The sequence below is a fragment of the Methanomassiliicoccales archaeon genome (assembly GCA_038850735.1).
Classification (GTDB): Archaea; Thermoplasmatota; Thermoplasmata; order Methanomassiliicoccales; family JACIVX01; genus JACIVX01.
In genome coordinates, this window is record JAWCLO010000011.1 from 1 (window position 1) to 22,633 (window position 22,633).

24 protein-coding genes are annotated in these 22,633 nt (G+C 44.1%); 12 read left to right on the plus strand and 12 right to left on the minus strand.

The window, feature by feature from the left end; genetic code table 11:
- A partial coding sequence (locus tag QW087_07115; GenBank protein MEM2944490.1) for a flavodoxin family protein occupies positions 1-287 on the minus strand: 287 nt, incomplete at its 3' end.
- 239 nt (positions 288-526) lie between these two features.
- Here QW087_07115 and QW087_07120 point away from each other — a divergent pair.
- Together QW087_07120 and QW087_07125 are read left to right on the plus strand one after the other, a co-directional pair.
- Entirely contained in the window at positions 527-721 is a 195-nt protein-coding gene (locus tag QW087_07120; GenBank protein ID MEM2944491.1) for a hypothetical protein, read from the plus strand.
- A 9-nt stretch (positions 722-730) separates the two neighbouring features.
- Complete coding sequence (locus QW087_07125; GenBank protein ID MEM2944492.1) at positions 731-913, plus strand: hypothetical protein; 183 nt, start codon at positions 731-733, stop codon at positions 911-913.
- Positions 914-1,179: 266 nt separating this feature from the next.
- On the opposite strand, the gene arsM is transcribed toward QW087_07125, so the two are convergent.
- Positions 1,180-2,043 (minus strand): arsenite methyltransferase, encoded by an 864-nt coding sequence (gene arsM, locus QW087_07130; protein ID MEM2944493.1) that lies wholly within the window; start codon positions 2,041-2,043, stop codon positions 1,180-1,182.
- Positions 2,044-2,467: 424 nt separating this feature from the next.
- On the opposite strand from arsM, the gene QW087_07135 reads away from it, so the two are divergent.
- A complete protein-coding gene (locus QW087_07135) occupies positions 2,468-3,733 on the plus strand; it encodes a hypothetical protein (protein MEM2944494.1) in 1,266 nt (421 codons plus the stop codon).
- A gap of 111 nt (positions 3,734-3,844) precedes the next feature.
- On the opposite strand, the gene QW087_07140 is transcribed toward QW087_07135, so the two are convergent.
- A complete protein-coding gene (locus QW087_07140; protein ID MEM2944495.1) occupies positions 3,845-4,501 on the minus strand; it encodes a class I SAM-dependent methyltransferase in 657 nt (218 codons plus the stop codon).
- 245 nt (positions 4,502-4,746) lie between these two features.
- Here QW087_07140 and QW087_07145 point away from each other — a divergent pair, with 245 nt between their 5' ends.
- Together QW087_07145 and QW087_07150 are read left to right on the plus strand one after the other, a co-directional pair.
- Positions 4,747-5,943: a hypothetical protein gene (locus tag QW087_07145; protein ID MEM2944496.1), complete on the plus strand. Its 1,197-nt coding sequence runs from the start codon at positions 4,747-4,749 to the stop codon at positions 5,941-5,943.
- Positions 5,944-6,264: 321 nt separating this feature from the next.
- Complete coding sequence (locus tag QW087_07150) at positions 6,265-7,014, plus strand: ZIP family metal transporter (GenBank protein ID MEM2944497.1); 750 nt, start codon at positions 6,265-6,267, stop codon at positions 7,012-7,014.
- An 82-nt stretch (positions 7,015-7,096) separates the two neighbouring features.
- Here the strand turns inward: QW087_07150 and QW087_07155 are convergent, their stop codons facing one another.
- Complete coding sequence (locus QW087_07155; GenBank protein MEM2944498.1) at positions 7,097-8,317, minus strand: MFS transporter; 1,221 nt, start codon at positions 8,315-8,317, stop codon at positions 7,097-7,099.
- Positions 8,318-8,578: 261 nt separating this feature from the next.
- Here QW087_07155 and QW087_07160 point away from each other — a divergent pair, with 261 nt between their 5' ends.
- Together QW087_07160 and QW087_07165 are read left to right on the plus strand one after the other, a co-directional pair.
- Positions 8,579-9,328 (plus strand): ABC transporter ATP-binding protein, encoded by a 750-nt coding sequence (locus QW087_07160; protein MEM2944499.1) that lies wholly within the window; start codon positions 8,579-8,581, stop codon positions 9,326-9,328.
- Entirely contained in the window at positions 9,304-10,530 is a 1,227-nt protein-coding gene (locus QW087_07165; protein MEM2944500.1) for a SufD family Fe-S cluster assembly protein, read from the plus strand. The genes QW087_07160 and QW087_07165 overlap by 25 nt, the downstream gene beginning before the upstream one ends.
- Here the strand turns inward: QW087_07165 and QW087_07170 are convergent.
- The 3 genes from QW087_07170 to QW087_07180 all read right to left on the minus strand — a co-directional run bounded on the left by QW087_07170 (position 10,478) and on the right by QW087_07180 (position 11,604).
- Positions 10,478-10,954, minus strand: a complete 477-nt coding sequence (locus tag QW087_07170) for a hypothetical protein (GenBank protein ID MEM2944501.1) — start codon at positions 10,952-10,954, stop codon at positions 10,478-10,480. The genes QW087_07165 and QW087_07170 overlap by 53 nt on opposite strands.
- Positions 10,955-11,218 (minus strand): hypothetical protein, encoded by a 264-nt coding sequence (locus tag QW087_07175; protein MEM2944502.1) that lies wholly within the window; start codon positions 11,216-11,218, stop codon positions 10,955-10,957.
- 176 nt (positions 11,219-11,394) lie between these two features.
- The gene (locus QW087_07180) at positions 11,395-11,604 is read right to left on the minus strand and encodes a hypothetical protein (protein MEM2944503.1); all 210 of its coding nucleotides are present in this window, start codon (positions 11,602-11,604) and stop codon (positions 11,395-11,397) included.
- A 318-nt stretch (positions 11,605-11,922) separates the two neighbouring features.
- Between QW087_07180 and QW087_07185 the strand changes: the two genes are divergently transcribed.
- Positions 11,923-12,714, plus strand: coding sequence for a restriction endonuclease (locus tag QW087_07185; protein ID MEM2944504.1), 792 nt, complete (start codon positions 11,923-11,925; stop codon positions 12,712-12,714).
- Between the two features lie 131 nt (positions 12,715-12,845).
- On the opposite strand, the gene QW087_07190 is transcribed toward QW087_07185, so the two are convergent.
- The gene (locus tag QW087_07190) at positions 12,846-13,283 is read right to left on the minus strand and encodes a VOC family protein (GenBank protein MEM2944505.1); all 438 of its coding nucleotides are present in this window, start codon (positions 13,281-13,283) and stop codon (positions 12,846-12,848) included.
- A gap of 510 nt (positions 13,284-13,793) precedes the next feature.
- Between QW087_07190 and QW087_07195 the strand changes: the two genes are divergently transcribed.
- Positions 13,794-14,150 (plus strand): NifB/NifX family molybdenum-iron cluster-binding protein, encoded by a 357-nt coding sequence (locus QW087_07195; GenBank protein ID MEM2944506.1) that lies wholly within the window; start codon positions 13,794-13,796, stop codon positions 14,148-14,150.
- 150 nt (positions 14,151-14,300) lie between these two features.
- Positions 14,301-14,963 carry a hypothetical protein gene (locus QW087_07200; GenBank protein ID MEM2944507.1) on the plus strand — a complete coding sequence of 221 codons (663 nt, stop codon included), beginning with the start codon at positions 14,301-14,303 and terminating at the stop codon, positions 14,961-14,963.
- A 169-nt stretch (positions 14,964-15,132) separates the two neighbouring features.
- Here the strand turns inward: QW087_07200 and QW087_07205 are convergent, their stop codons facing one another.
- The 4 genes from QW087_07205 to QW087_07220 all read right to left on the minus strand — a co-directional run bounded on the left by QW087_07205 (position 15,133) and on the right by QW087_07220 (position 20,275).
- Complete coding sequence (locus tag QW087_07205; protein ID MEM2944508.1) at positions 15,133-16,194, minus strand: DUF1786 family protein; 1,062 nt, start codon at positions 16,192-16,194, stop codon at positions 15,133-15,135.
- A 120-nt stretch (positions 16,195-16,314) separates the two neighbouring features.
- Positions 16,315-17,514 carry a hydrogenase iron-sulfur subunit gene (locus QW087_07210; GenBank protein MEM2944509.1) on the minus strand — a complete coding sequence of 400 codons (1,200 nt, stop codon included), beginning with the start codon at positions 17,512-17,514 and terminating at the stop codon, positions 16,315-16,317.
- A 794-nt stretch (positions 17,515-18,308) separates the two neighbouring features.
- Entirely contained in the window at positions 18,309-19,382 is a 1,074-nt protein-coding gene (locus QW087_07215) for a glucose-1-phosphate thymidylyltransferase (protein ID MEM2944510.1), read from the minus strand.
- Positions 19,379-20,275, minus strand: a complete 897-nt coding sequence (locus tag QW087_07220; protein ID MEM2944511.1) for an SDR family oxidoreductase — start codon at positions 20,273-20,275, stop codon at positions 19,379-19,381. The genes QW087_07215 and QW087_07220 overlap by 4 nt, the downstream gene beginning before the upstream one ends.
- A gap of 116 nt (positions 20,276-20,391) precedes the next feature.
- Here QW087_07220 and QW087_07225 point away from each other — a divergent pair, with 116 nt between their 5' ends.
- Both QW087_07225 and QW087_07230 read left to right on the plus strand, forming a co-directional pair.
- Complete coding sequence (locus QW087_07225; protein MEM2944512.1) at positions 20,392-20,859, plus strand: dTDP-4-dehydrorhamnose 3,5-epimerase family protein; 468 nt, start codon at positions 20,392-20,394, stop codon at positions 20,857-20,859.
- Between the two features lie 397 nt (positions 20,860-21,256).
- On the plus strand, positions 21,257-22,426 hold the full coding sequence (locus QW087_07230) for an iron-containing alcohol dehydrogenase (protein MEM2944513.1): 1,170 nt from the start codon (positions 21,257-21,259) through the stop codon (positions 22,424-22,426).
- Positions 22,427-22,633 lie beyond the last annotated feature (207 nt).

Below are 22,633 nucleotides of genomic sequence, written 5' to 3' on the forward strand. Positions count from 1 at the left end.
ATTTGAGAGGTAACAGACCCAAAGTAAACAGGTGAGCCCAAAATAATGCCATCGGCCTGTTTGATCATTTCGATATATTTGTTGATGTTGTCGGTCTCAATGATGCATTTTTCATTCTTGTTTTTGGCGCAGGCCATACATGCTGTGCAACCCTCAATGCGTTCGCTTCCAATTTGAACAAGTTCCGTTTCGATTCCCTCATTCTTCAACTCTTCAAGCACTATCTGTAGTGCTTGGAATGTATTGCCGTTTTTCCTCGGGCTTCCATTGAACGCAATTACCTTCATCTAATCACCTTGAGAAGATCGAACCTCGAGAGCGAATAGGAATCGGGATTAATAATTTGTTCTTCGCAATCAACTGTTTATCGTTCTGGGCGTTCGGATTTCGGAAACGGTAGTCTCCTCTGGCTTTAAGGAATTTACGTTATAGGAATGTCTAGCAAACTTATATATCCTGTTTAACGATTGATCACCAAAGGCATTTGCCAGGGATGCGTCAAACTGGATTCGATTGGAGGTAAATTATGCAGCTCTATTTGAGGATGATTCAGGATCCCTCAACAGGAAAGGGTGTGATTGAGGTCCTGGAGCAGAGAACAATCACGTGCAGAGCTAGGATAGGATTGATAACATACGACAATGAGGAGGAGAAGAAATTCTTTATCGACGCAATACTAGAAGGCGGCAAGCATGGATCGATAATATCGCTTTCAAAATGAGGTGAGAGCGTGAAACTTCAATTGAGAATTATTGAAGGGAAAGGGAGTGGCGTAGGTATCATCGAGATCCTTCAAAACAAAGGCCAGTTTAATAAGCCCATCATCGGTTACATCTCATACGATAGCGAGGAAAAGAAGCGATTCTTTATCGATGCACTGCTCAAAGGCGGTAAATTCGGCGAAGTAATTTAATCAAATATCTTTGCCATCAACATCCTATCGCTTGATCAAAAAATTTCACTCAATCCACAAAGATTACAGTATAAAATTCCTTTTCAATTTTGAAATCAAAAAATGATCATAGAATTTATAATGATCGTCGTGAGCATCCGTGAGAAACCGCTAAGAAACGACACATAGTACCATTGTTTACGATTACCGCGAGATGAGATATAGCGCATAGGGAGAAAAGACAAAGTCGAATTGAACAGTTGACAGAAGTTCGCTTACTAATCGCCTCATAATGCAACTTTCTTATCTGTAATTTTGGGTTTGTATGCGACGATATGATCATTCGCAATTGAACAAAACGCTTTCACCGCCGATTGCTCATCTGGAGGAGACTTGCCTGATTCGATTGCTTCTTCAATCAACGTCTTTGCAAGCGACTTCGCTTCATCAATGGAGTATACACGGCGGTCAGTTACTTTAACATTCACAAATCCAGCCTCTCGAATCATGTTTAAATACTCGTTCTCGTCGATGGCACCGGAAACACACGCACTCCACAACTCTAGATTCGATTTTGCCTCCTCAGGTAATTCACCGATCAAGACTCTATCTGAAATTGCCAATTTTCCTCCTGGCTTAAGAACTCTGTAGGCTTCGCGAAACACTTTTTGCTTGTCTGTTACAAGATTGATCACACAATTACTGATGATGACATCTACCGAATTGTCGGAGATTGGCAAATCTTCGATAAGCCCCTTCCTGAATTCTACATTTTTGAGACTAAGTGTTTTCGCGACCTTGTTTGCCTTTGCTACCATCTCATCAGTCGCATCTACCCCGATGACCAATCCAGAATCCCCTACTTTTTGCGAGGCGAGAATGACATCAAGACCTGCACCACTTCCGAGATCAAGAACGACCTGTCCCTCCTTGAGCTCCGCAATAGCTACAGGATTGCCACATGCACAGTTCGATTCCTTCACGTCATCAGGCACTGATGATAACTCTTCTGATGAATAGATCTTAATGATTTCTCTCGGACCAGATGATGCGTCGCAGCATGACTTGCCTTTTCTCGCCACAGTTTTGTATCTGTCAATCACAGCACTTCTGATCTTATTATCTTCAACATTTTTCGTTTCGCCTTTCATGCTATATCACTATTTTTTCGATGCCGTACCCTAACTCAACAGTTGATAATATAAAAATGTCGACCCCGGATTAGTGAGAATTGCTTCGTAACGCTAGAACAGTCCTGTAGGCTCATGCCAGCATCATGCCCACTCAAATCTACTCTTGTGCGATCAATCGGATATTGCATATATTCATTTTCAATGTAACTTGAAAATTCCATATTTCATGGTGAATTCGCGTACTGGATAAAGTCAATGATATCAAAGATGGCACCATATACATTGGCCGAGCAGGGAAAGCGTGAAAGTAGATGCACCATAAAATTCCCATGCTTCTCAATATATACGCAGATGCTGTTCGATACTTGTCCGAAAGAGTTCGATTCTTGAACCAAAAATCTCTTCAAATCACCCCTATAGTCTACTACTCATGGTGAGAAAAATGAGAATAGGCTTTGCAAAAAGCGCTTTCGTCGCTGCGATTGCCTGCCTCATTGCGACGTCGCTCGCAATGACAGGTGTGCAGGCTCTGGGGATTTCAGACGTTATCAGCAATCAAGCGGGACAGCCTCCTCAAGGCAATCAAAACTACTACTATGGATTCGAAAGCGGTAAACACATGACGCAGGAGCAGATCAACGAAAGAATAAGGGCAATGTGCCAGATGGGACTACAGCGCAAGATTTTTGGTCCCCTCAATTACGCAAACGGCTCTATTGAGGGATACTTCATCGCATTCAAATTCAACGAATCCGATGGGACAATCACGAACTACTCAGTGCGCAATGGCATCAGCTCGATGCTTCAGGTCTTTGATGAGGTAAACATCCAGAACTTCTCATCAGGCAATGTCAAGGTTGTTGGCTCAATTTTCATGGCGAATGACGAATTACACCGCATCATCGCACATAACAATCCCACTGCCATGCTTCACATCCTGGTTAATGGATCAGGTAATATCTCCATGGCACTAGCTAAAGACCTTGATGTGGAGCAAGTAAACTGCGATGATTCTTGCCTTGATGCCACTTACAAGATTTCAACTGAATCTTTTTCCGCTATCATAGGCGTGGCTAATGGCACCGTTGAACTTGCGGAAATCAATAACGCAACTCACATGATGATCAGCGGTTTCGACATGCATGTTTTCTTTAGAATGCGACCGTATTTCCAACAAACGGGACTAGCTCTGCATGAGAAGATCATGAACGCAATTATGCACGGTCGCATCAGTGCGGAAATGAGAGTGATGATGCACAATGGCGATGCTGTATATGATGCCCAGGTATATGATCACAGATATACCATGCGATTGGTATCAGCTGAGGAGAACAGGCTGAGAATTCAAGTATCTTCTGAGAATCACGAGGGGCGTCTGTTCCTTTTCGCGATCGATAATGAAACCGCTACAACGACGAATCAAATAAGGGTCACCCTCGACAACAATGAGATGACGAGAGCTGGAAATCTCGATGACATTCTCGATAAGACTGGAAGCGCAGACTCTGATGCAAGTTACTATCATTTGGAAGCCGATGGTGTGCAGTACCTCCTCGTCTATGTCCCCCACTTTTCTGAGCACACCATCGACATTGCATTCCTCCCATCTGCACCGATTCCTTACGCCTGGATCGTTGCGGGTCTGGTCGGAGTGGGGATTGTGATAGGCGCCGCAGTCGCATTGTCTAAAAAGGGCAGAAAGCAGTGAAATAACTGAGAAACGATTCATAAAATCATTCTTTTTTTATTTTTTAAAGAACCTAGTTGTTTGAATCGGTTTAGCTAAGTAGGGCTTCGTGCATCGCATCAGAAGTTCTGTTCATAACTTTCTCAAAACGACTTCGTAAAGCTTTTTTGTATATGTCGGCGAGGGGTCGTCGAACTCATTCACGCAGAGAAGCTCGTATCCCCTCGCGAGACGCCTCACTTTTTCAGGTGAGAAGAAGTGAACAACAAATTTCTGCGGGCTCTCCCACATATCCTCTCCTCTGTGAATTCCTTTTCCGTAATGAGGGTCATTGATATTCCTTACTGAATAAATATTGAGAGCGCCTCTTTTCATCACCCTGAGACACTCCTGAAAGATGAAATCCAATTCTCTTTCAAACAGTTGCATGGTGAAAAACATGTGGGAGTAGACGCCATCAACACATTCACGTTGAAGGGGAAGTCCGTTTCTTGCGTCATGAACCATCACTGTAAGATTTTCTGCAAGGCCCATGTACCTGGCTTTATGAAACAGATGATTAATCGCTACAGGGGAATAATCAAGAGCGATAACTTCAAGTCCCTCCTTTAAGAAGAGCAGAGTATCCCTGCCTTCACCGCACCCCAACTCGATAATACGCTGCGCATGATTCTTTTTCAAAACTTCGAGAGATCTTCTTGCAAACTCGCTAGGTAACTCTCCAAAGTACTCAGGCTTGGTGTTGTACACCTCATCCCAGTGCTTTCTTTGATCGTCACACTTCTCCACAAGATCCCTCCTGATGCGAAGATAAGGAAATATTGATCATGTGAGCAAAGAGACGAATGGATAAAGGCTTTTTCATGGTGAAAATCACACATACATTAATTTTGACCGCTGAGTCTTGAGGTGGTTTTATTCATTTCCACTTTAACCAATTGTGCATTGAGTAATGCCTCTGGGACAAAGTGGAAAACACGAGTAAATCCATAGGCTTTTAGCGTTGGAGGTGCGTACGATACATTTGTGAGATGATGAAGTGGAAAACCGATGACTATTGGGTGAGCCATTACAATTTCAGGAACGAAATCAGGTTTCCGAAAATAAAATTCCATGACACGACCTTCCGTGACGGTGAGCAGCAGCCTGGCGTGGTTTTTACCAGCGAAGAGAAACTTAGAATCGGTTCTCTTATGAGTGAGGTGGGAATCGATAGGATCGAGGGAGGGATGCCTCTCGTATCCGAAGATGATAGGAAGGCTGTGAAGCTACTTGCAAATGCTGGATTGGAGGCTGAGATCTTTGCATTTACCCGATGCATGAAGGAAGACGTCGAGACTTCGGTCGATTGCGATGTTGACGGTGTGATTATGGAAATCCCATCGAGCGCACACCTCATAGGAGATGCTTATGAATGGTCGGTGGAAAGGGCCAAAAAGCTAGCCACTGAAGCTACAGCATATGCTCACGATCACGGTCTTTATGTCTCGTTCTTTTGCATTGATCTTTCAAGGGCAGATGCGAGCTGGGCGTTTGAAATCATAAGTGCGGTTGCAAAGGAGGGACATATGGATTCATTGAATGTCGTCGATACCTTTGGAGTTCTTACGCCTGAGGGAATAGCTGATCTCGTGACCATACTTAAAAGCGAGTTCAGGGTGCCGATTGAGGTGCACACTCACAATGACTTTGGTCTCGCAGTCGCAAATACGCTTGCAGCTATAAAGGCAGGCGCTGAGGTTGCACACACGACTGTCAACGGTATTGGTGAGCGCTCGGGAAATGCATCTTTTGAAGAAACGGCGATGTGTTTGAAACTCCTTTACGGACAGGAAATAAATCTCAATTTCTCAAGGTTTAAGGAACTTTCAGATGCTGTGGAAAAGGCGAGCGGTATGAGAAAGCCTTCAAACAAGCCTATAGTGGGAAACGAACTATTTACCGTTGAATCAGGAATTGTTGCTGGCTGGTGGAAAGTGCTGGAAGGTAAAGAAAGGCCCCTGACCATGTTTCCATACCGCTGGACACTTGTGGGGCAGAATCCCCCTAGGATCGTATTGGGCAAGAAGAGCGGACTCGCATCTGTTATTTACTGGGCAGAGAAACTTGGGTTCAAGATTAGTGAAGAGGACGCAAAAAAGATTCTTACTGAGGTGAAAAACCTATCGATACGCAAAAAAGGATTGCTGACAGAGAGAGAATTTATCGAGATTGTCGAAAGAATTAGATGAGGCGCACATTTAGTGAATTTCGTGCAGTCCCGACAAATGTTTCTTCACCATCAATTACGCTGAAATTAATTGCTAATATGCACGCAAGTTCCGCCAAATCCATGAATCATTAGCATAGCCGGGAATGAGCAGGAACGCATTGATTTTCTGTCAATGAATCCTGCGCCTTAATCATATTTAAGATTCCTGAATGATTTGATTTGGTCCGTGTAAATTATAATTGTTAATAATAAATTAAGAAAAAATTAATAAACAATGAGGCAAAATACGACTAACTCTGTTCAAAAATCAAGCCGTTGAAAGTACCAAAGGGGATAAAACATGTCCGCATGGCTTTACGCAATTGCCAGTGTTGTTCTTGTAAGTGTCATTTCAATCATTGGGATACTGTTTCTTATCATGAACGATAAAGTGCTCAAGACCTCAGTTTTTGTTTTAGTTGGTCTTGCAGTTGGCGCCCTTTTTACCGACGCTTTCGTACATTTGATACCAGAGACTTTTGAGACCTATGGTATGGAGCCTTGGATTTCTGTGTACATAATAGTTGGCATATTCGCTTTTTTTGTACTCGAGAAATTCCTGCACTGGCGACATGAACACACGTGCGAGTTTCAGGAAATATGCAAGAAGCCAGTAGGATATATCAATCTTGTTTCCGACGGAATTCACAACCTCATTGATGGCGTACTTATCGGCGTATCATATCTCGCGAGTTTCGAAGTTGGTGTGGCAACAACAATTGCCATTATTTTGCATGAAATTCCACAGGAAATAGGTGATTTCGGCATACTGATATATGCGGGATTTTCTAAGTGGAAAGCGCTGATGTTCAATTTCCTGGCTGCAACCATGGCCATTGCCGGTGCAGTAGCATCTCTTATTCTCGGTGAAACCGTCAGCGGGTACACGACGATCATGCTGCCGCTTGCTGCGGGCGGCTTCATTTACATCGCAGGCAGCGATCTTGTTCCAGAAATGCACAAGGAAACGAATATTAAGAAGTCAGTCATTCAAATGATTTCAATCATCATAGGGGTGCTTTTGATCCTCAGCCTTGCACTACTGGAATGAGTTGACAGCACTCTTATCAAGAGAATGTACTGATGTGAAGCGCAATACTCTAAACTGCGGTAACATATCGCTTGTCCGTGCTTCAAGATGTATTCTTCTGGTTTCCTGAATAACCCTTCAACAGAAACATAACATACGCGAATACACAAACTGCTATCAGCTGGACGGTGATTGACAAAACGATAACAGCAATGATCGATGAATTATAAATAACCCCCATCGCCGCAGTTCCGATGAACCAGCAAATGCCAAAGAGAAGGCTGAAGATGCCGAAAGCTGATGCCCTCTTATTCGCTGGTACCATATCAGCGATAATAGCCCGCATGATCGACTCCTGGGAGGCTGCACCCAATCCCCAAAGCGCTACTCCAAGCAAAACAAGAAAGGTATTATCGAGGAAGACGAAACATACGAATAATGAGGAAATCAAAGTGATAATTATAAGAACCATCATGCCCGCGGTGTCGTAAAATTTGCCGATGAAAAGCGCTCCGAACGCATCGATAACATTGGCTGTTGCATAGAAGACGGGAATCAACACTGTGGGAACAGAATCGATTCTATCAAAGTGATACGAAAGGAACGGAAAATCTATATAGGCAATGGCGACACAGCATGCGCCCACGACGTAAATCCAAAAAATCCTTGGCAGCGAATTTTCCGACGCACTAGGCGTTTTTCTTTCCATTTCTTTAGGAGACGGGTAATATTTCCACGCAAAAAGGAGAAGAATGACAGCGATGACGCCTGGTAGCATGAGAACGAGAAAAGCGTCTTGGTAATCGCCCTGAACCATCATGACAATAGAGACGATTACGGGCCCCAATACAGCCCCAATAGAGGTTATTGCTTCATTGAGACCGAAGGCCCATCCTCGACCGACCTCCACGCCTGCGTATGAGAGAAGAGCGTCTCTCGCTGGCGCCCTTATTGCCTTACTTGCCCTCTCGAGTATTATGAGAACTGCCGCAGTAGTCCAGTTTCCGCATAATGCCATTAGCGGAACAACAAAAGCGTTAATACCATAACCCAGGAAGAGAAAACTCCAGTGCCTGCCTGTGCGATCAGCCATGCTGCCTGTTAACAGTCTTGGAGTATAGCCGACGAGTTCACCAAATCCTATAATAAAGGCGATTGCCGCAGCACCTGCTCCTAGAAATGCCAAATAATTCCCAGAGATGCTTCTTGCTCCTTCATAAACTACATCGGCTGAGAGACCGATAAGACTGAGTAGCAATATGAATCTGAAGGCTCCTCTTTTCGGACTGGCAATTGAGCTACCAGATGATGCGTCTGAGTTCAACTATGCAATCCCATCCCTTTTGCGAGCACTAGGATTCATTCGCTACGATAAAAACAGTTCGATGATTTGCGGTGCTAAAACAGGAACTAAAAGAAGAAGTGAAATATGATGATCAAATAAGACGAGCATGAAACAACGAATTAAAAGGCTCCTCGATACGGCGAAAAAACTACATGCTTGCATTTAAAATCGGCAATACAGCAGTCAGCGATACAATTAAATCTTTATGCCTCCTCTCCACGATCTATATGGGGTAGCCGCATGCTTGAAATACAAAATCTTACCGTGGAGGTCGGAGGACATACCATACTAAGAGATGTTAATTTAAGTCTCATGTCGGGATATACCAGCGTACTCTTTGGACCGAACGGATCTGGCAAGTCTTCACTTCTTATGACGATTATGGGATATAGCCAGTACAAGGTAAAAGAAGGAAAGATTATTTTCAAAGGTGAAGATGTCACGCATTTGCCAATGCACGAAAGGGCAAAACGAGGGATCGGCATCATGATGCAGAGACCTCCCAACTTGGTAGGAGTCAAACTGGGTGATTTTGTTCGCGTCGTCGGCAAAAACTCAATCGACGTCGACTCTTTGGCGTCTACTCTCAACATGTCAAACTTTCTGAGCAGGGATGTCAATGTCGGATTTTCAGGAGGGGAGATAAAGAGGTCTGAACTCTTACAGCTAACGGCTCAAAATCCATGTTTGTACCTGCTCGATGAGCCCGAATCTGGCGTTGACCTCGAGAGTATCGAGGTTGTCGGCAACGCGATAAGGATGTTGCTGAGCGGAGCCCTTGAATGTGCTGGGAAGAAATCTCTTGACGGTAAATCGGCGCTTATCATCACGCACACAGGGCAGATACTCGATTATATCGAGGCAGACAGGGGATATGTGATGTGCAACGGCACAATCCTTTGCTCCGGAAATCCAAGAGAATTGTTGCAGGAAATAAGAAGAAAGGGATACGAGGAGTGCGTAAAATGCAAGATGATTCGAGTGGATTGAAAAAGAGGGCCGAAGTGGCGCGGAAGAAAAAGGCACCATACGGTGAAGATTTTGACCTAGACGAGTTCGATATCGCGCCGAAAAATGCCTCAGAAACCGACAATCTTGAAGATCTTGGCGGAGATATCAAACAGACCCTTTTGAATGCTGGCGTAATTCCAACAGGCGAGGGGAGGTCTGGAAGTTTTCTTCTGCTTGATAATGCCGTCGTTCACAGGTCTCAAAGAGAGGAAAACGTCGAGGTCATGTCGACGCAACAGGCGCTAGCGAAGTATGACTGGGTAAAAGAATACTACTGGAAGGCAGTTCAGCCCGATGCGGACAAATACACCGCTACGACATTTCTTGAGAATGCCGATGGGTATTTTATCAGAGCTCTGCAAGGAAAGAAAGCTGTGATGCCAGTGCAGACATGCCTCCTTCTCGGAAGCAGGAATGCGGCGCAGACGGTGCACAATATCGTCATTGTTGAAGAGGATGCGGAACTAGAAGTCATTACTGGCTGCGCCGCGAAACCCGGCGTGGAAAGAGCATTGCACCTCGGAATCTCTGAATTTTACATTAAAAAGGGCGGGAAGCTCATATTTACGATGATTCACAACTGGGCTGAACAAATAGGAGTGAGGCCGAGAACCGTTGTGATGGTTGACGAGGGTGCGACCTACGTGAATAATTATGTATGCCTCAAACCCGTAAAATCCGTCCAAATGTACCCAACAGCGGTGCTCAGAGGTAAAGAGTCTTTTGGCCGTTTCAATACCGTTGCAATCGCTCATCCAGGCTCGGAGCTCGACATTGGTTCAAAGGTTATCCTATCGGCAACAGGGGCGAGAGCAGAAATTGTATCTAGGAGCATTACTACTGGCGGAAAATCGATTGCAAGGGGAAAACTCGTCGGAGAAGCACCTGGGATCAGGGCACACCTTGAGTGCAAAGGCCTCATTCTCAGCGAGAAGGGTATTCAAATCGCGATTCCTGAGCTCGAGGCAAGCGTTCCTGATGTTGAGATGACACACGAAGCCGCTGTCGGAAAAATCGCAAAGGATCAAGTAGAATACATCATGTCGAGGGGGTTGAGTGAGGCAGAAGCCGTTGGTATCATTGTGAGGGGGTTCCTCGAGGTCGGCATCAGGGGTATTCCAGAGGAGCTCAAAATGGAAATTGATAAGGCAATTTCGGCTGCTGAGCTCGGTGGCGGATAAAGCTGAGGAAACACATTCGTCTCGACTCAGATCTCTTTGATAGAAATACTGCACGATATTCAAAAGGAATCGAGCGAATAATATGAATTTCCGCTTTATCTTGCTGGTTAAGTGATTTGATAAATTCCTTCGAATTAACTTTACATGTTTTATAGAACAATCTGATAAAGTCGAGAAATTCTGATCCATTTCTCTGCATTCGCGATGTGTCTATTTTGAAACGACTAGGAGGGACGTGGATAAGAAATACAACCCCTTTTTCACATTCGCCCATTTCCTTAATGTCCATATCAGTTATCGTCAATACTTCTCTGATGAGGAGCGGTCCTTTATCTCCCGTATTTTCGAAGAGCTTGTCTTTCATATCTAGCGGTATACCGACGCTATCATTATCATATCTCACAACAAGTCTGGTACCTATCATTTAATAACTCCCAAATATTGTCTTCACGCGCTTTCCATGACTTATAGAAGTATCGACGAGATTGTAGAAAACCTCCTCAAAGATAGGATCGACGCAAAGCATCAATCCGTCGAGGCGCAAGTCAAATTTGATCACCGTTACATCAAGTGCTTCAAGAGCATATGCAAAAAGATAGCTTGCATGCTGCCATTGCAACTCCGCAGACCCAAGACGCTCATAGTCCCGTGTGGAATTGAGGATTTTTTTCAATATTCTTACATGCAATCTGCATCCTACTCAAATGACTCTTCATACATGCATCATGCATCGATAGATGCTCCCATCACAAGTTCAATGCACCTGGATATTATGAAAAACTCATTGCGAATATCGTGCCTTGAAAGATGGCTTGTGAGCCGAAGTTTCTTGTTTATCCTCTAGAACTCTGCCATCACTTCTCTTCAACTAGTTATGCCGATTCCGCAGGCGATAACCGAGATGCCGGTTCTTATCACCCATTTGATAATCCTTAACACCAACGTTATATCTTCCTCTGCGGATTGCGCAGAGGGCTTCTTCAACTGATTTGACGGCATCAGCTCTGAAATGCAATCGAATTCAAGAAACTCTTCTGCAATTTCAGAAAAGGGAACTTCATCCTCGACGAGCAAGATATGTATGGTGCCTTACGAATTAATAATGCGCTTCATTTTGATCATGGAATTTCGGTTATCGTATATACAACTGATGATCTCGTTATCAATTGAAAATAGTGTTAAAATGCGGTGACTGCCTAAGCGGATTGACATCTTTAACAGAAATTTGATGCTGTACTGTCAAGGTTAAGAATCGAATCTATTTGCTAGCACACTGAGAGACTAGAGAGTTGATAAACACCGTCGAAAATTCCACACACAATTGGAGCATTCTGTTTACAAAAAAGAGAAAGCATGAAGAACTAAGTATCGCATCAGATAGGAGTGACTCTTATGCGGGTAATCAAGCAATCTGGAGAAAGGGAAGATTATGACGAAAGAAAGGTGATGAGTGCTCTCTTACGATCCGGCGCCAGTCCCGAGGAAGCAAATCTCATCATCTTGAGGCTGCAGCCAAAAATATATGACGGAATCCCCACCAGAGAGATCTACAGGCTCGTACGGCAGATGCTTGACAGGAAAAGGCGAGTGCGATACAGTTTGAAGGATGCCATCTTCTCACTTGGACCTGAAGGCTATTATTTTGAAGATCTCATCAGTAGACTTTTTGAGGAGCTTGGGTACTCTGTCAGAGTGAGAGAGTGTGCGAAAGGACGGTGTGTATCACACGAAGTCGACATTCTCGTAGAAAAGGAGGGCGTGAAACACATGGTCGAATGCAAGTTCCACAACCGCGCGGGCACTAGGTGTGGAATTCAAACTGCCCTCTACACATATGCCCGATTCCTCGATCTCAGGGAAACTTCAGCAGCCTCTACCCCATGGCTTGTCACAAATACAAAATTCTCTAACGACGTCGTCAAGTATGCAGAATGCGTGGGCTTAAATCTCATAGGATGGGGGTTTCCACAAGCAAAAGGACTCGAATGTCTCCTAGAAAATTACAAGTTATATCCTCTCACAACTCTGCAAATCAGAAAGGACATCAAGAACGCTCTATTGAGCAAAGGGATAATCACACTGAAAGACGCCGTGATGGAAAGAGATCTCCTTCTAGAACTCTTGCCAGAGTACAAAGTCAACGAGATCATTGAGGCATCAGAAGAGATCCTCGGAGGATTTTGATCCTAACTTCTTTTTAAGATTCCCATTCAAAGCACATTGAAATTTCGAGACCAGTTGCGCTCAGTGCGGGAAATCTACTATTTTCGGTGTCCTATCTTTTGCCGTGCTGTCAGGCACTTCGCAAGAGTGGATTACTTATTTTTTGCTAACGAAATGGCTGTCTCCAGGATAGCGATCTCATTACCATCCTGATCTAAAAATGCTGCCATCAATCCGCCCCACGGTTGTCTCGTGGGTTTCATGACAAAATTGACTCCCTCATCGACAAGCCTTCTGTGCAGTTCGTAGATGCTATCGGTCCCCAACACGATTCCAGTATGGATTCCATGTGTTCGCTCCTTGCCATCAGGAGGTCCATACAGCGCAATTTTTCCTCCGCAACCAGGAACCTTGAGTTCAATCCAGTTAGCTCGTCTCAGATCAGATACGATCTCAAACCCAAGAACCCCGTTGTAAAATTCCACGCCCTCTTCGATATCGCTTACTGGTATCATTACCATTTCTAATCCTGTGATCTTTCCCCTTTCGCGGTAGTCCTCATTACCACCCATTGGGTCGCCAAGAGGCATGTAAGCAAATATGCAGGATTACCTATTTAGGAATTGAATTCCGCCTCTAGATCATAAATATGAGTATGCTTGATGATATTTTTCGAAAACAAAATAATTAATTCCATAGAACTGGGTCGGGCAACAAGGAAAAAATTGCATGGATTCTGCCGATCAGATACCTTTGCAAAAATCTCTTCGCAAAGAACCTCAACCCACCGAGAATCATGTTACTGCCGATTAGCATTCCATAGCGTAATGAACTATATAGATCACGATTTCCTGCTCTTTGTTGCAACTAAAGGAGAGTTTTTGATACGATGTGTGGCTCGTATATAGCCAAAAACGTTTTCCCAAAAATCTTCGTTGAGAGGGGATGTATCTAGTGATAGGCACTTAAAAAATGAGGCGTGCAGAGTGGGTTAAGGCCGATCTATTCATCGTGAAGAAAAGCGATAGAATCTGGCACTTGATGAGGTAGGGCTCGAATAACATATTGGTTATATAGAACGGTGTTCCTAATTTGCTTTCATGAGAATCTGCGTATCTTCTATCGGCGACGATCTCGATTCTATTGTTGATGATGAATTTGGAATGTGCGACTACTTCATCATAGTGGACTCCGACACAATGGACTATAAGGCGATTCCGAACGAGGCTTCAAGATCTCCCCATGGGACAGGCGCCATGGCAGCTCAGAGCGTTGTTGGTCTCGGTGTGGATGTCGTCCTGACAGGATTCGTGGGACCGCACGCAAAGCGCATTCTCAGAGATGCTGGTATCGAGATTGTTGAGGGGATTGAGGGCACTGTGAGATCGGCCATCGAGCGATATTTGAAAAAAAGAGAAGAGCGGGAAACCGTGCGAAGGAAAACCAAGGGCCATTGATATATGAGAAATCATATCATTTCTGCATGGTGAGTGGAAAAGCAGCCAAAACGCAAGCGTCATTTCATTGCACCTCCGTCGTGAAAGAAAAAATTATAAAGGCTTCTTTGTAATAGCAATTGTCCGACAATCGTCCGACGGAGGAATTTCATGGTAAAACACCTCCACCATTCAATGAAACTCATTGGTGGAATAAAGGGAGATAATTACTGTTCTTTGGACAGTGAAGGCGCTGCTTGTTGGTATGATTTGAATGTTAAGATTTCTGAAGGCGATTTGAGGATATCAAGAGTTCATGATTACAAGGATCGTTTCATTCTTCAGATCCTTCAAAAAGAGGCTTTTGTTGAATGTCCAGGTTTCAAGAATGTAAAGGCAAATTGGAAAAGCAAGATTGCCTGGATAAATAAGGATAATGTGTGGGTGCCGGCGGGATACTACATGTACAGTGAGATGGGTGTTCAAGAGACGAAGTACTCAGAAATGAAAGTGGTATTTCCCTTGACACTCCACCAGATCTATGTTATCCCAGATCTCAGACGTCTCGGCATCTGCACCTTCATGATGCTGGACTTCATTTCAATGAGTGATAGTAGGGTCATCTGGATTGAAAGTCCGTTTGATGCGACGAAGCATATCCTCAGAAAATTGGGGTACAAGGAGACCGAGGAGCGATACGAACTGTGGCAAATGATGGAAGGTCTCTCGAAATGGATAAGGATAGAGGAATCACAGATTGGTAGCGAAATAGAAATGAAAGATCATACTGCCAATAGGTTTTCTGAGGCAGAAATGGCGTTTGCACCACTCTGATCGCTTTTTCTAGATATATTCCTCAACCAGCAATACATTTGCGGTTCTAAAATCTCGTTTGGAGGATTGTCAATCCATACCCAAAATTCAATTATTTGAGCTTTACAAGTTGATTCGAGTTCGAGGTGAATGGGAATTCTAGCCAGAACGTCATGCAATTCAAATTTAATCACAAGAATCGCGATTTCAACGCACGGTAGAGGCCGAGAGGTCCAGTCATCATCATATCACCAGCTGGTGCTGCATACCTAAATCCCAATTCTAATTCGTTCATAAGAGACCTTCTCGGTCCCGTCACGAGAATCTTATCAGGCTCCACAGGAACTTGACTCACCTCGAAAAGGCCATGACCACCATCGTTGAAAACCCTTTCATTTGATAGCTTGCCTTTGAGAAGATCGCAAAGATATGATTTTAACAATTTTGCATCGGCGAACTGCCTGGTGTGGGCTTCAAATCCCCTCAGAACGACACCACCATCAAGCAGAACACCTAAAGTATGTCCGTTGCCAAAATTGATTGCGAGGACCTTTTCACTATCCTGAACGCAAGGATCCATCAAACAGCCAAGCACCGCTGCTGGCGAAGTGTCCATCACATACACATCGGCATCGGGCAGTTCCTCATGCGCTCTTCTAGCTGCAGATCTCATCCTTAAGAATTCATCTGGAACTGAGTTTTCAGAATACAAAAGGAATTCAAGGTATGGATTTTCCGAGAGAGCTGTTTCAAAACGGCCAATCCTCGTCATTCGGTTCGAAACACCCTTCGGTGAGATGCCGTGATCTTGAACGGCGATTGTAACGCAATCAACCTGCTCGTTCTCGCCATATTCGCTCAAGAACCGAAGAACTTCCTTCAATCTAACTTCCTGCAGCCAAAGAGTAAGAAAATCAGTATCCCAAGCGTCTATACAATCAACGATCTCGATACCAAGTGCTTCCACTTCTGAAAGATCGTTTCTAATCGAATACGCCGCCCCAGGAGTCATTTTCACCTTCAAACCAGCAGAAATGTGTGCTTTGACGGCACTGGCGAACGGTCCTCCACCAACCGTATCGCCATCGATATAGAGATTCTTTCTCGCTTTCGCAGCTCTTAACACCGCTGCCCTGTGCAGCTGCGCTGGCGATGGCAAGACAAGTTTGGTGCCGTTCTCCAAAATCTTTGAAGTATCGATTAACATGACATCCATGGTTCCGACACCAATATCAACCGCGATGATTCTCATGGTGCACACTCCGTGATCTAATAGCAGAAATAAGTTTATTTAATTAAATTCAGTGGCGGGCGACTTGCGATTTCAAAATCTCCTGCTGTCCGCGTCGAAAAAGATTACTGGAGAATCCCATTAATAGGTACGTTTCTTAGTCATATCCAAATCCCGCAGTGGATTTGGACCGAGACTTCTTATTGTTGAAATGAACGATGAAACTTCGTGCTGATAGCCTTCGGCATCTTCTGAGTCGATGAAACTCAGCATGAGCCTATTCTCATCAAATCCAAGTTGTGATAAAACACGCCTCAGCAAAGCAATCCTCCTCGTCGTCCTGAAATTCCCAATCTCGTAATGGCAGTGTCCAAGTTTACCTGGGAGTACAAGGACCCCGTCGGCTCCCTTAGAGAAAGCGCTTAAGACCCACTCAGGATCGATTCTCGCAGAACACATTGTTCTTATCGTCAGGAAATTGGGTGGAATGCTGAGTTTCTTAAGCCCCGCGAGATCGGCAGCTGCATACGAACACCAATTGCACGAAAATACCAGAATGTTCGGCGAAGAGAAGTCCTCGATGATCCTTCCCTTAGTCGCCGCTTCTATCTGCGCCATGATCTGTCTATTTGAGAAGTATCTTTGGTCTAGTGCTCCACTCGGACACGATGCAACACAGGCACCACATCCATCGCACACGTCTTCATTGATTGATACTATCTTCTTGCCAGGTCTTTTCGGATCGTTGACGACGCTGATCGCCTTTAATCTGCATATCGACGCACAGATCCCACAACCGTCGCACAATTTCTCGTTTACAGTTGCCATATATCCTCTTTCTGACTGCTCAGAAGCGAGGAGCTTAGCCGCTGCCATGCTTATCATTGTGGCGGCCTTCTCCGTTGCTGCAGCCGGATCATCCCAGTGTATCCACGCACACTGCTCCCTTATATTTGCTATTTCGACTATTGCGCTTCCTGTACCGTTCTGCGACAACTCCGATTGGAAATACCTCAGATAGGTTCGGGGCGAACATGCCCCTATAACAATACGGTTGAGAGCATTTCTCTGCGCATCTTTCTTAATTGATTTGAGCGATTGTTTCGAACAGAGGTGGTTCATAATCTCGAGTCTTCTGACAGCTTTCAAATGCCGGATTCCTTCTGCTATAGAATTTAGATCAATGATGCCGCTAATGCAACCATCACAGGTGCATAGATAAATACCTATTCTCTGCAATGTTCGATCGGCTCCCCTATGATCTTGACTTGCACCCTTATTCTTATCATCGTCCCGATCGCACTGTGAAATTGTACCAGTTGAGATGGTTTCGCTCGTCATCGGGTGTCACCGTTCTATCAGCGTATGGTCTTTTTAATTTTTTAATTATTAGTACATTTCTGAGAGAATTGCGAATGGTACATTCTAATCGCATTTTTAATTCGAGAACCGCTATGCTGGAGAATTTCCGCGCAATGATGATTGAAAGACTGGTACACAATTGAGCGATGAATCGGGACTCCACCTAATTTTATTGTGGGCTGACTAAGCGCATCGCGTCGATGATAGAGAAAGGGAATTAGAGATGAATCTGAATGCAAGGCGATAAGCGTACAAAATTGTTCCATTTTCGGAAGATCGTGAATTTTTCAGATTTATCCGCGCTTAAGAAAATTCATTATCCCGTTCAAACTCGTACAAATGCTATCATTTACTAGGACTGTTCGCGACTATGCCAGAGATTTAATCAGATCTATGTCTCACTTGTTACGGTTCTGCGTTTTAATCTTGTGTCATCAGAATCGATGCTGCATCAATATGGGCTAAGCACAGACACTTGTAACCTACTGTTTACTGAGATTGATTTGGAGGGCCTGGATTCATGCGATGTATCGATTCAGCAGGTGCCTTACATTTCGGACATGAGGTGGGTTTAGGCATTCCGAAAGGGATCTCTATAGTTTCCCCGCACTGGGCACATTTAAACATCTTTGCCTTCATCATCACGTTCAACCCCTTTGATTCACACTCTCTGAGTCTGACTATACTGGCAATTGTTTTCTTTACAGCATTATTTTAAATTTGCTGAGAAATTATCGAGAGATTCGAATTAACCGAATGACTAATGGCTGAAATTAGAGAATCAGCTGAGAATTCTCGCCGATGATGAATCTGCAACCCTTAGGAATCGCATTCTCGGCGGAACATATCCTGCACCCAGCACCGACGAGACTGTCGATGATCTTCTTTTTGCACTCAATATAGACATCGCCGATGATAATTGACGATTCAATTTCGCATCCAATGAGTGTTGTATTGTCACCGATTGATGTATAGGGTCCCACATAGGTGTCTGGACCTATTATGCAATTCTTCCCGATGATCGTAGGACCTCGGACGACGCTATGTTTTTTGATCAAAGTACCCTTTCCAATATTGACCCTGCCTATCAACTTAACATCATCCTCAACGATTCCATCATTCCTGCTTTCGATCATTTCAAGCATCAAGTGGTTAGCTGCAAGTATATCCTCAGGTTTTCCAGTATCCTTCCACCAGCCTCGGACGATTCTTGCAATCACCTTACCAGTTTGCCTGTTAAGTTGATCTATTGCATCAGTGATTTCAATTTCATTGCGCCACGAAGGTTTAAGGTTCTTTATAATCGAGAAAATGCTCTTTTTCAGAAAATAAATGCCAATCATTGCTAGATTGCTTTTTGGGTTTTTTGGCTTTTCAACCAGCCGCACGATATTCCCCTGCTCATCGAGTTCCGCGATTCCGAATTTTTCTGGATTTTCAACGGGACACAGAGCAATCATTGCTTCGCAGTCTAAAGATGCAAATTCTTCGACCATATACTTAATTCCACCAGTGAGAATGTTATCGCCTAAATAGACTACGAACGGGTCATCGCCGATGAATTCTTGAGCGCATCCCACCGCATGCGCTATGCCTTTCGGATCTCCTTGAAATATGTACGTGATTTTCACTCCATACCTTGAACCATCGCCGAGAAGTTCTCTCACTTTCTCAGGCATGTTGTTACCGAGAATAACCCCTATATCAGTGATTCCGGCATCGCGCAGATCTTCAAGGCAGTACATGATGTTCGGTTTATTGGCTATCGGAATCAGCTGTTTTGGCCCCGTATGGGTAAGAGGCCTCAACCGGGTTCCCGTACCGCCCGCTAAAATCAGTCCTTTCATTTCACTTCACTCCTCCGCATATCCTCCAATCCTTCCTCTAAGGTGAGCGTCTTCATCATCAAATCAACTTCGGTTTTCATAACACTGAGGCATGGACGTGGTGGCCTCTTTGCTATAAGGTTTGAATCCCTTGAAGTCATCGAATGTATCAGAGATTTATCCAGGTTGAAAACATCCGATACCTTTAAGCCGATGTGGTAACGACTTAGACAGTCAGGACCCGATGTGTGATAGATTCCATTTGCTCGACTTTCCAAAAGTCTTAACAAAATATGGGCGCAGTGCGGTGCATATGTAGGAGAAACGAACTGATCTGTGAAGAGTGAAATAGGATTGCCTCTCCTCAGGGAGTTGATGATCCAAGTCACGAAGTTTTCCTTCTGTGAAATTCTATTCCATCCGTAAAGCGTCGATACGCGGCAGACTAAGTTGGCTTCCGATGCATCGAGCGTGATTTTTTCACCTTCAAGTTTCGTCTGCGCGTAGATATTTAAAGGATCTGGGATATCCGTTTCGACGTATTTCCCACACTTTAGCCCATTGAAAACGTAATCCGTTGATACGTAAAGCAACTTCGCGCTAAGATTTCTAGCAGAGGTTGCCACATTGAGTGTTCCCTCGGCATTGATGTTCCACGCTTCAGAAGGGTTCTTTTCACAGAGGTCGACATTTGTTACTGCTGCTGCGAGTGCGATGCCATCAGGCTCAAACTTTCCAAGCAATTGTTCGACTTGTAATGCGTCTCTTATATCAAGGAACTCCGTTTCGGCATTGCGGAAACTTACAGGAACATTTCTAAACGTGCCAAGAACCTCGTGCCCATTTTTGACAGCTTCTTCCACGAGATATTGCCCAAGAAGTCCCGAGGCACCGATGACCGCAATTCTGTTCATGAAAAGAACGATTGAATAGGTGTTCTAAAAGTTCTTCGATCGAGTCGAATGCCTAATTAAAAATATAAGTCAAAATTATAAAATGATATGATGTAATTTTCCCTAGGGGAATCTAGATGGACAAGAAGTTGATCGACGGCGTCGTCGTCAGAAGGTTACATCCAATTCCCGACGATCGGGGATGGTTGATGGAATTATTCAGAAGCGATTGGGAAGAATTCGAACGATTTGGTCAGTTATACATCACCGTCTGTTATCCGGGAATCGTGAAAGGCTGGCACTATCACAAAAAGCAAACAGATAATTTCGTGTGTATTAAAGGAATGGCGAAGGTCGTTCTTTATGATTCCAGGGAAAGCTCTGTAACGAGAGGACTTATCAATGAGTTCTTTATGGGGGAGCGGAATTTCATCATAGTGAAAATTCCTCCAAATGTCTATCACGGCTTCACTGCAATCGGTGGGGATGAAGCGTGGGTCCTGAATATTCCAACTGAGGTTTATGACTACATAAACCCTGATGAACACAGATTACCATTTGATTCGAAAGAGATTCCGTACGATTGGGCTCCAAAAAACAGATGATGATTGAAGGGAAATCAAAAACAAATAACGCACAACCATATTTTGCACAAAACCCTCAATTTACAAGGGTTTGATAACGGCCAAAATAGCCCTACTATTTGCGAAAAAGGCGCTTTTCTTGAATTGCGGTGCTTTCATTGGAATCGCTTCTCATACAACGCTATTTCTCGGCAAACAAATATGCAAACTGATCCAAGAGAAGTTTCTCAAGAGTAAAATTCAAAATTTGTTCTGCTCTAAATACGGCATTTTGCTGCCAACACGGAAGGGATGAGCAATTTGACTTACGAGTACATTATCGCATAATAGAAAAGTATTAAATAGTAGGTGTGGGAAAATTAAAGGCGTTAATGTTGCTCGATTCTTCAGAATAATTGAGCGACAAGAAGGAGGGGTGATGAATAATACATCGTCTGAAATTCACTTTAGAAAATTTCTGCTCCCAGAAATTGTTTTCGGGCTTGATTCGAGATTTCTTGCTTCAGAATATGCAAAAGTAATTGTTGCGAAAAAAGTCCTTATAGTGACGGATGAGGGAATAAAAGGGGCCGGATGGGTTGAAGACATCAAGGAAACGCTGAATAACGCGAAGATCTGCTTCGTAGAATATTCGAACGTCACACCAAACCCGCGAACTGACGAGATAGTGGAAGGCGCAACATTCTTCGCCGAGGAGAAATGCGATTCTCTTCTTGCAATAGGTGGTGGTAGTGTAATCGACTGCGCGAAAGGAATCGGCATCCTCTCGAGAAATGGTGGAATTATCCAAGATTATGAGGGAACCAACCGAGTTGTAAATCCACTCCCCCCGCTCATATGCGTACCAACAACGGCCGGCACGGCCGCGGATATCTCGCAGTTTGCAGTTTATATGGAGCTGGAAAAGAGGCGGAAATTCTGCGTTATAAGCAAGTATTTGATCCCTCGGGTATCGCTTATCGATCCAGTAACAACGACAACAATGCCTCCGCGATTAACAGCCGAAACAGGATTAGATGCATTGTCCCACGCAATTGAAGCATATGTTTCGACTGGCCGCTCACCTATTACTGATATTCATGCCAGAGAAGCGGTAAGTATAATTTGTAAGACTCTGCCGCTCGCCGTTGAAACAGGCGATAATCTCGAGGCGAGGAGCAAGATGATGCTCGGAAGCCTACACGCTGGCATCGCATTTTCTAATGCAGGGTTGGGAGCCATTCATGCTATATCGCATGTACTCGGGGGTTTCTTTGACATACCTCATGGGGAATGCAACGCAATTCTTCTCGAACATGTTGTTGCTTACAATTTCGATGCAGCGCCACACAGGTATGAGCAAATAGGCAAGTTCATGGGAATCGATTTAGAGGGCATGTATTTTCCAGACAAGAAACGCACTTTGATCGAAGCTTTGTCGAAACTCCGATCGCGCCTCGGAATCGTTCAAAAGCTTCGCGATCTTGGTATGAAGAAATCTGAGATCCCTGATCTCGCAGATGCAGCTTTAAAGGATCCGTGCATGATAACAAATCCGAAGCGGTTGATGCATAGCGATGTCGAAGCGATATACGAAAGAGCATTGTGATCAAAAAACCTCTTGGCGGATACTCGAATCCTGGTGGAATCTCGGATACGACCAAAGATCTAGATGATGCCAATTCATAGCCAATGACAGATGATATATTGGTCTCCTCGATTTCAAAATGTCAGAAAAAAAAATGGAATCAGCATAATCCTGCAAATCCTTTATGAGAAATTAACTGCATAATCTTTGATCAACTCCTCGATCACC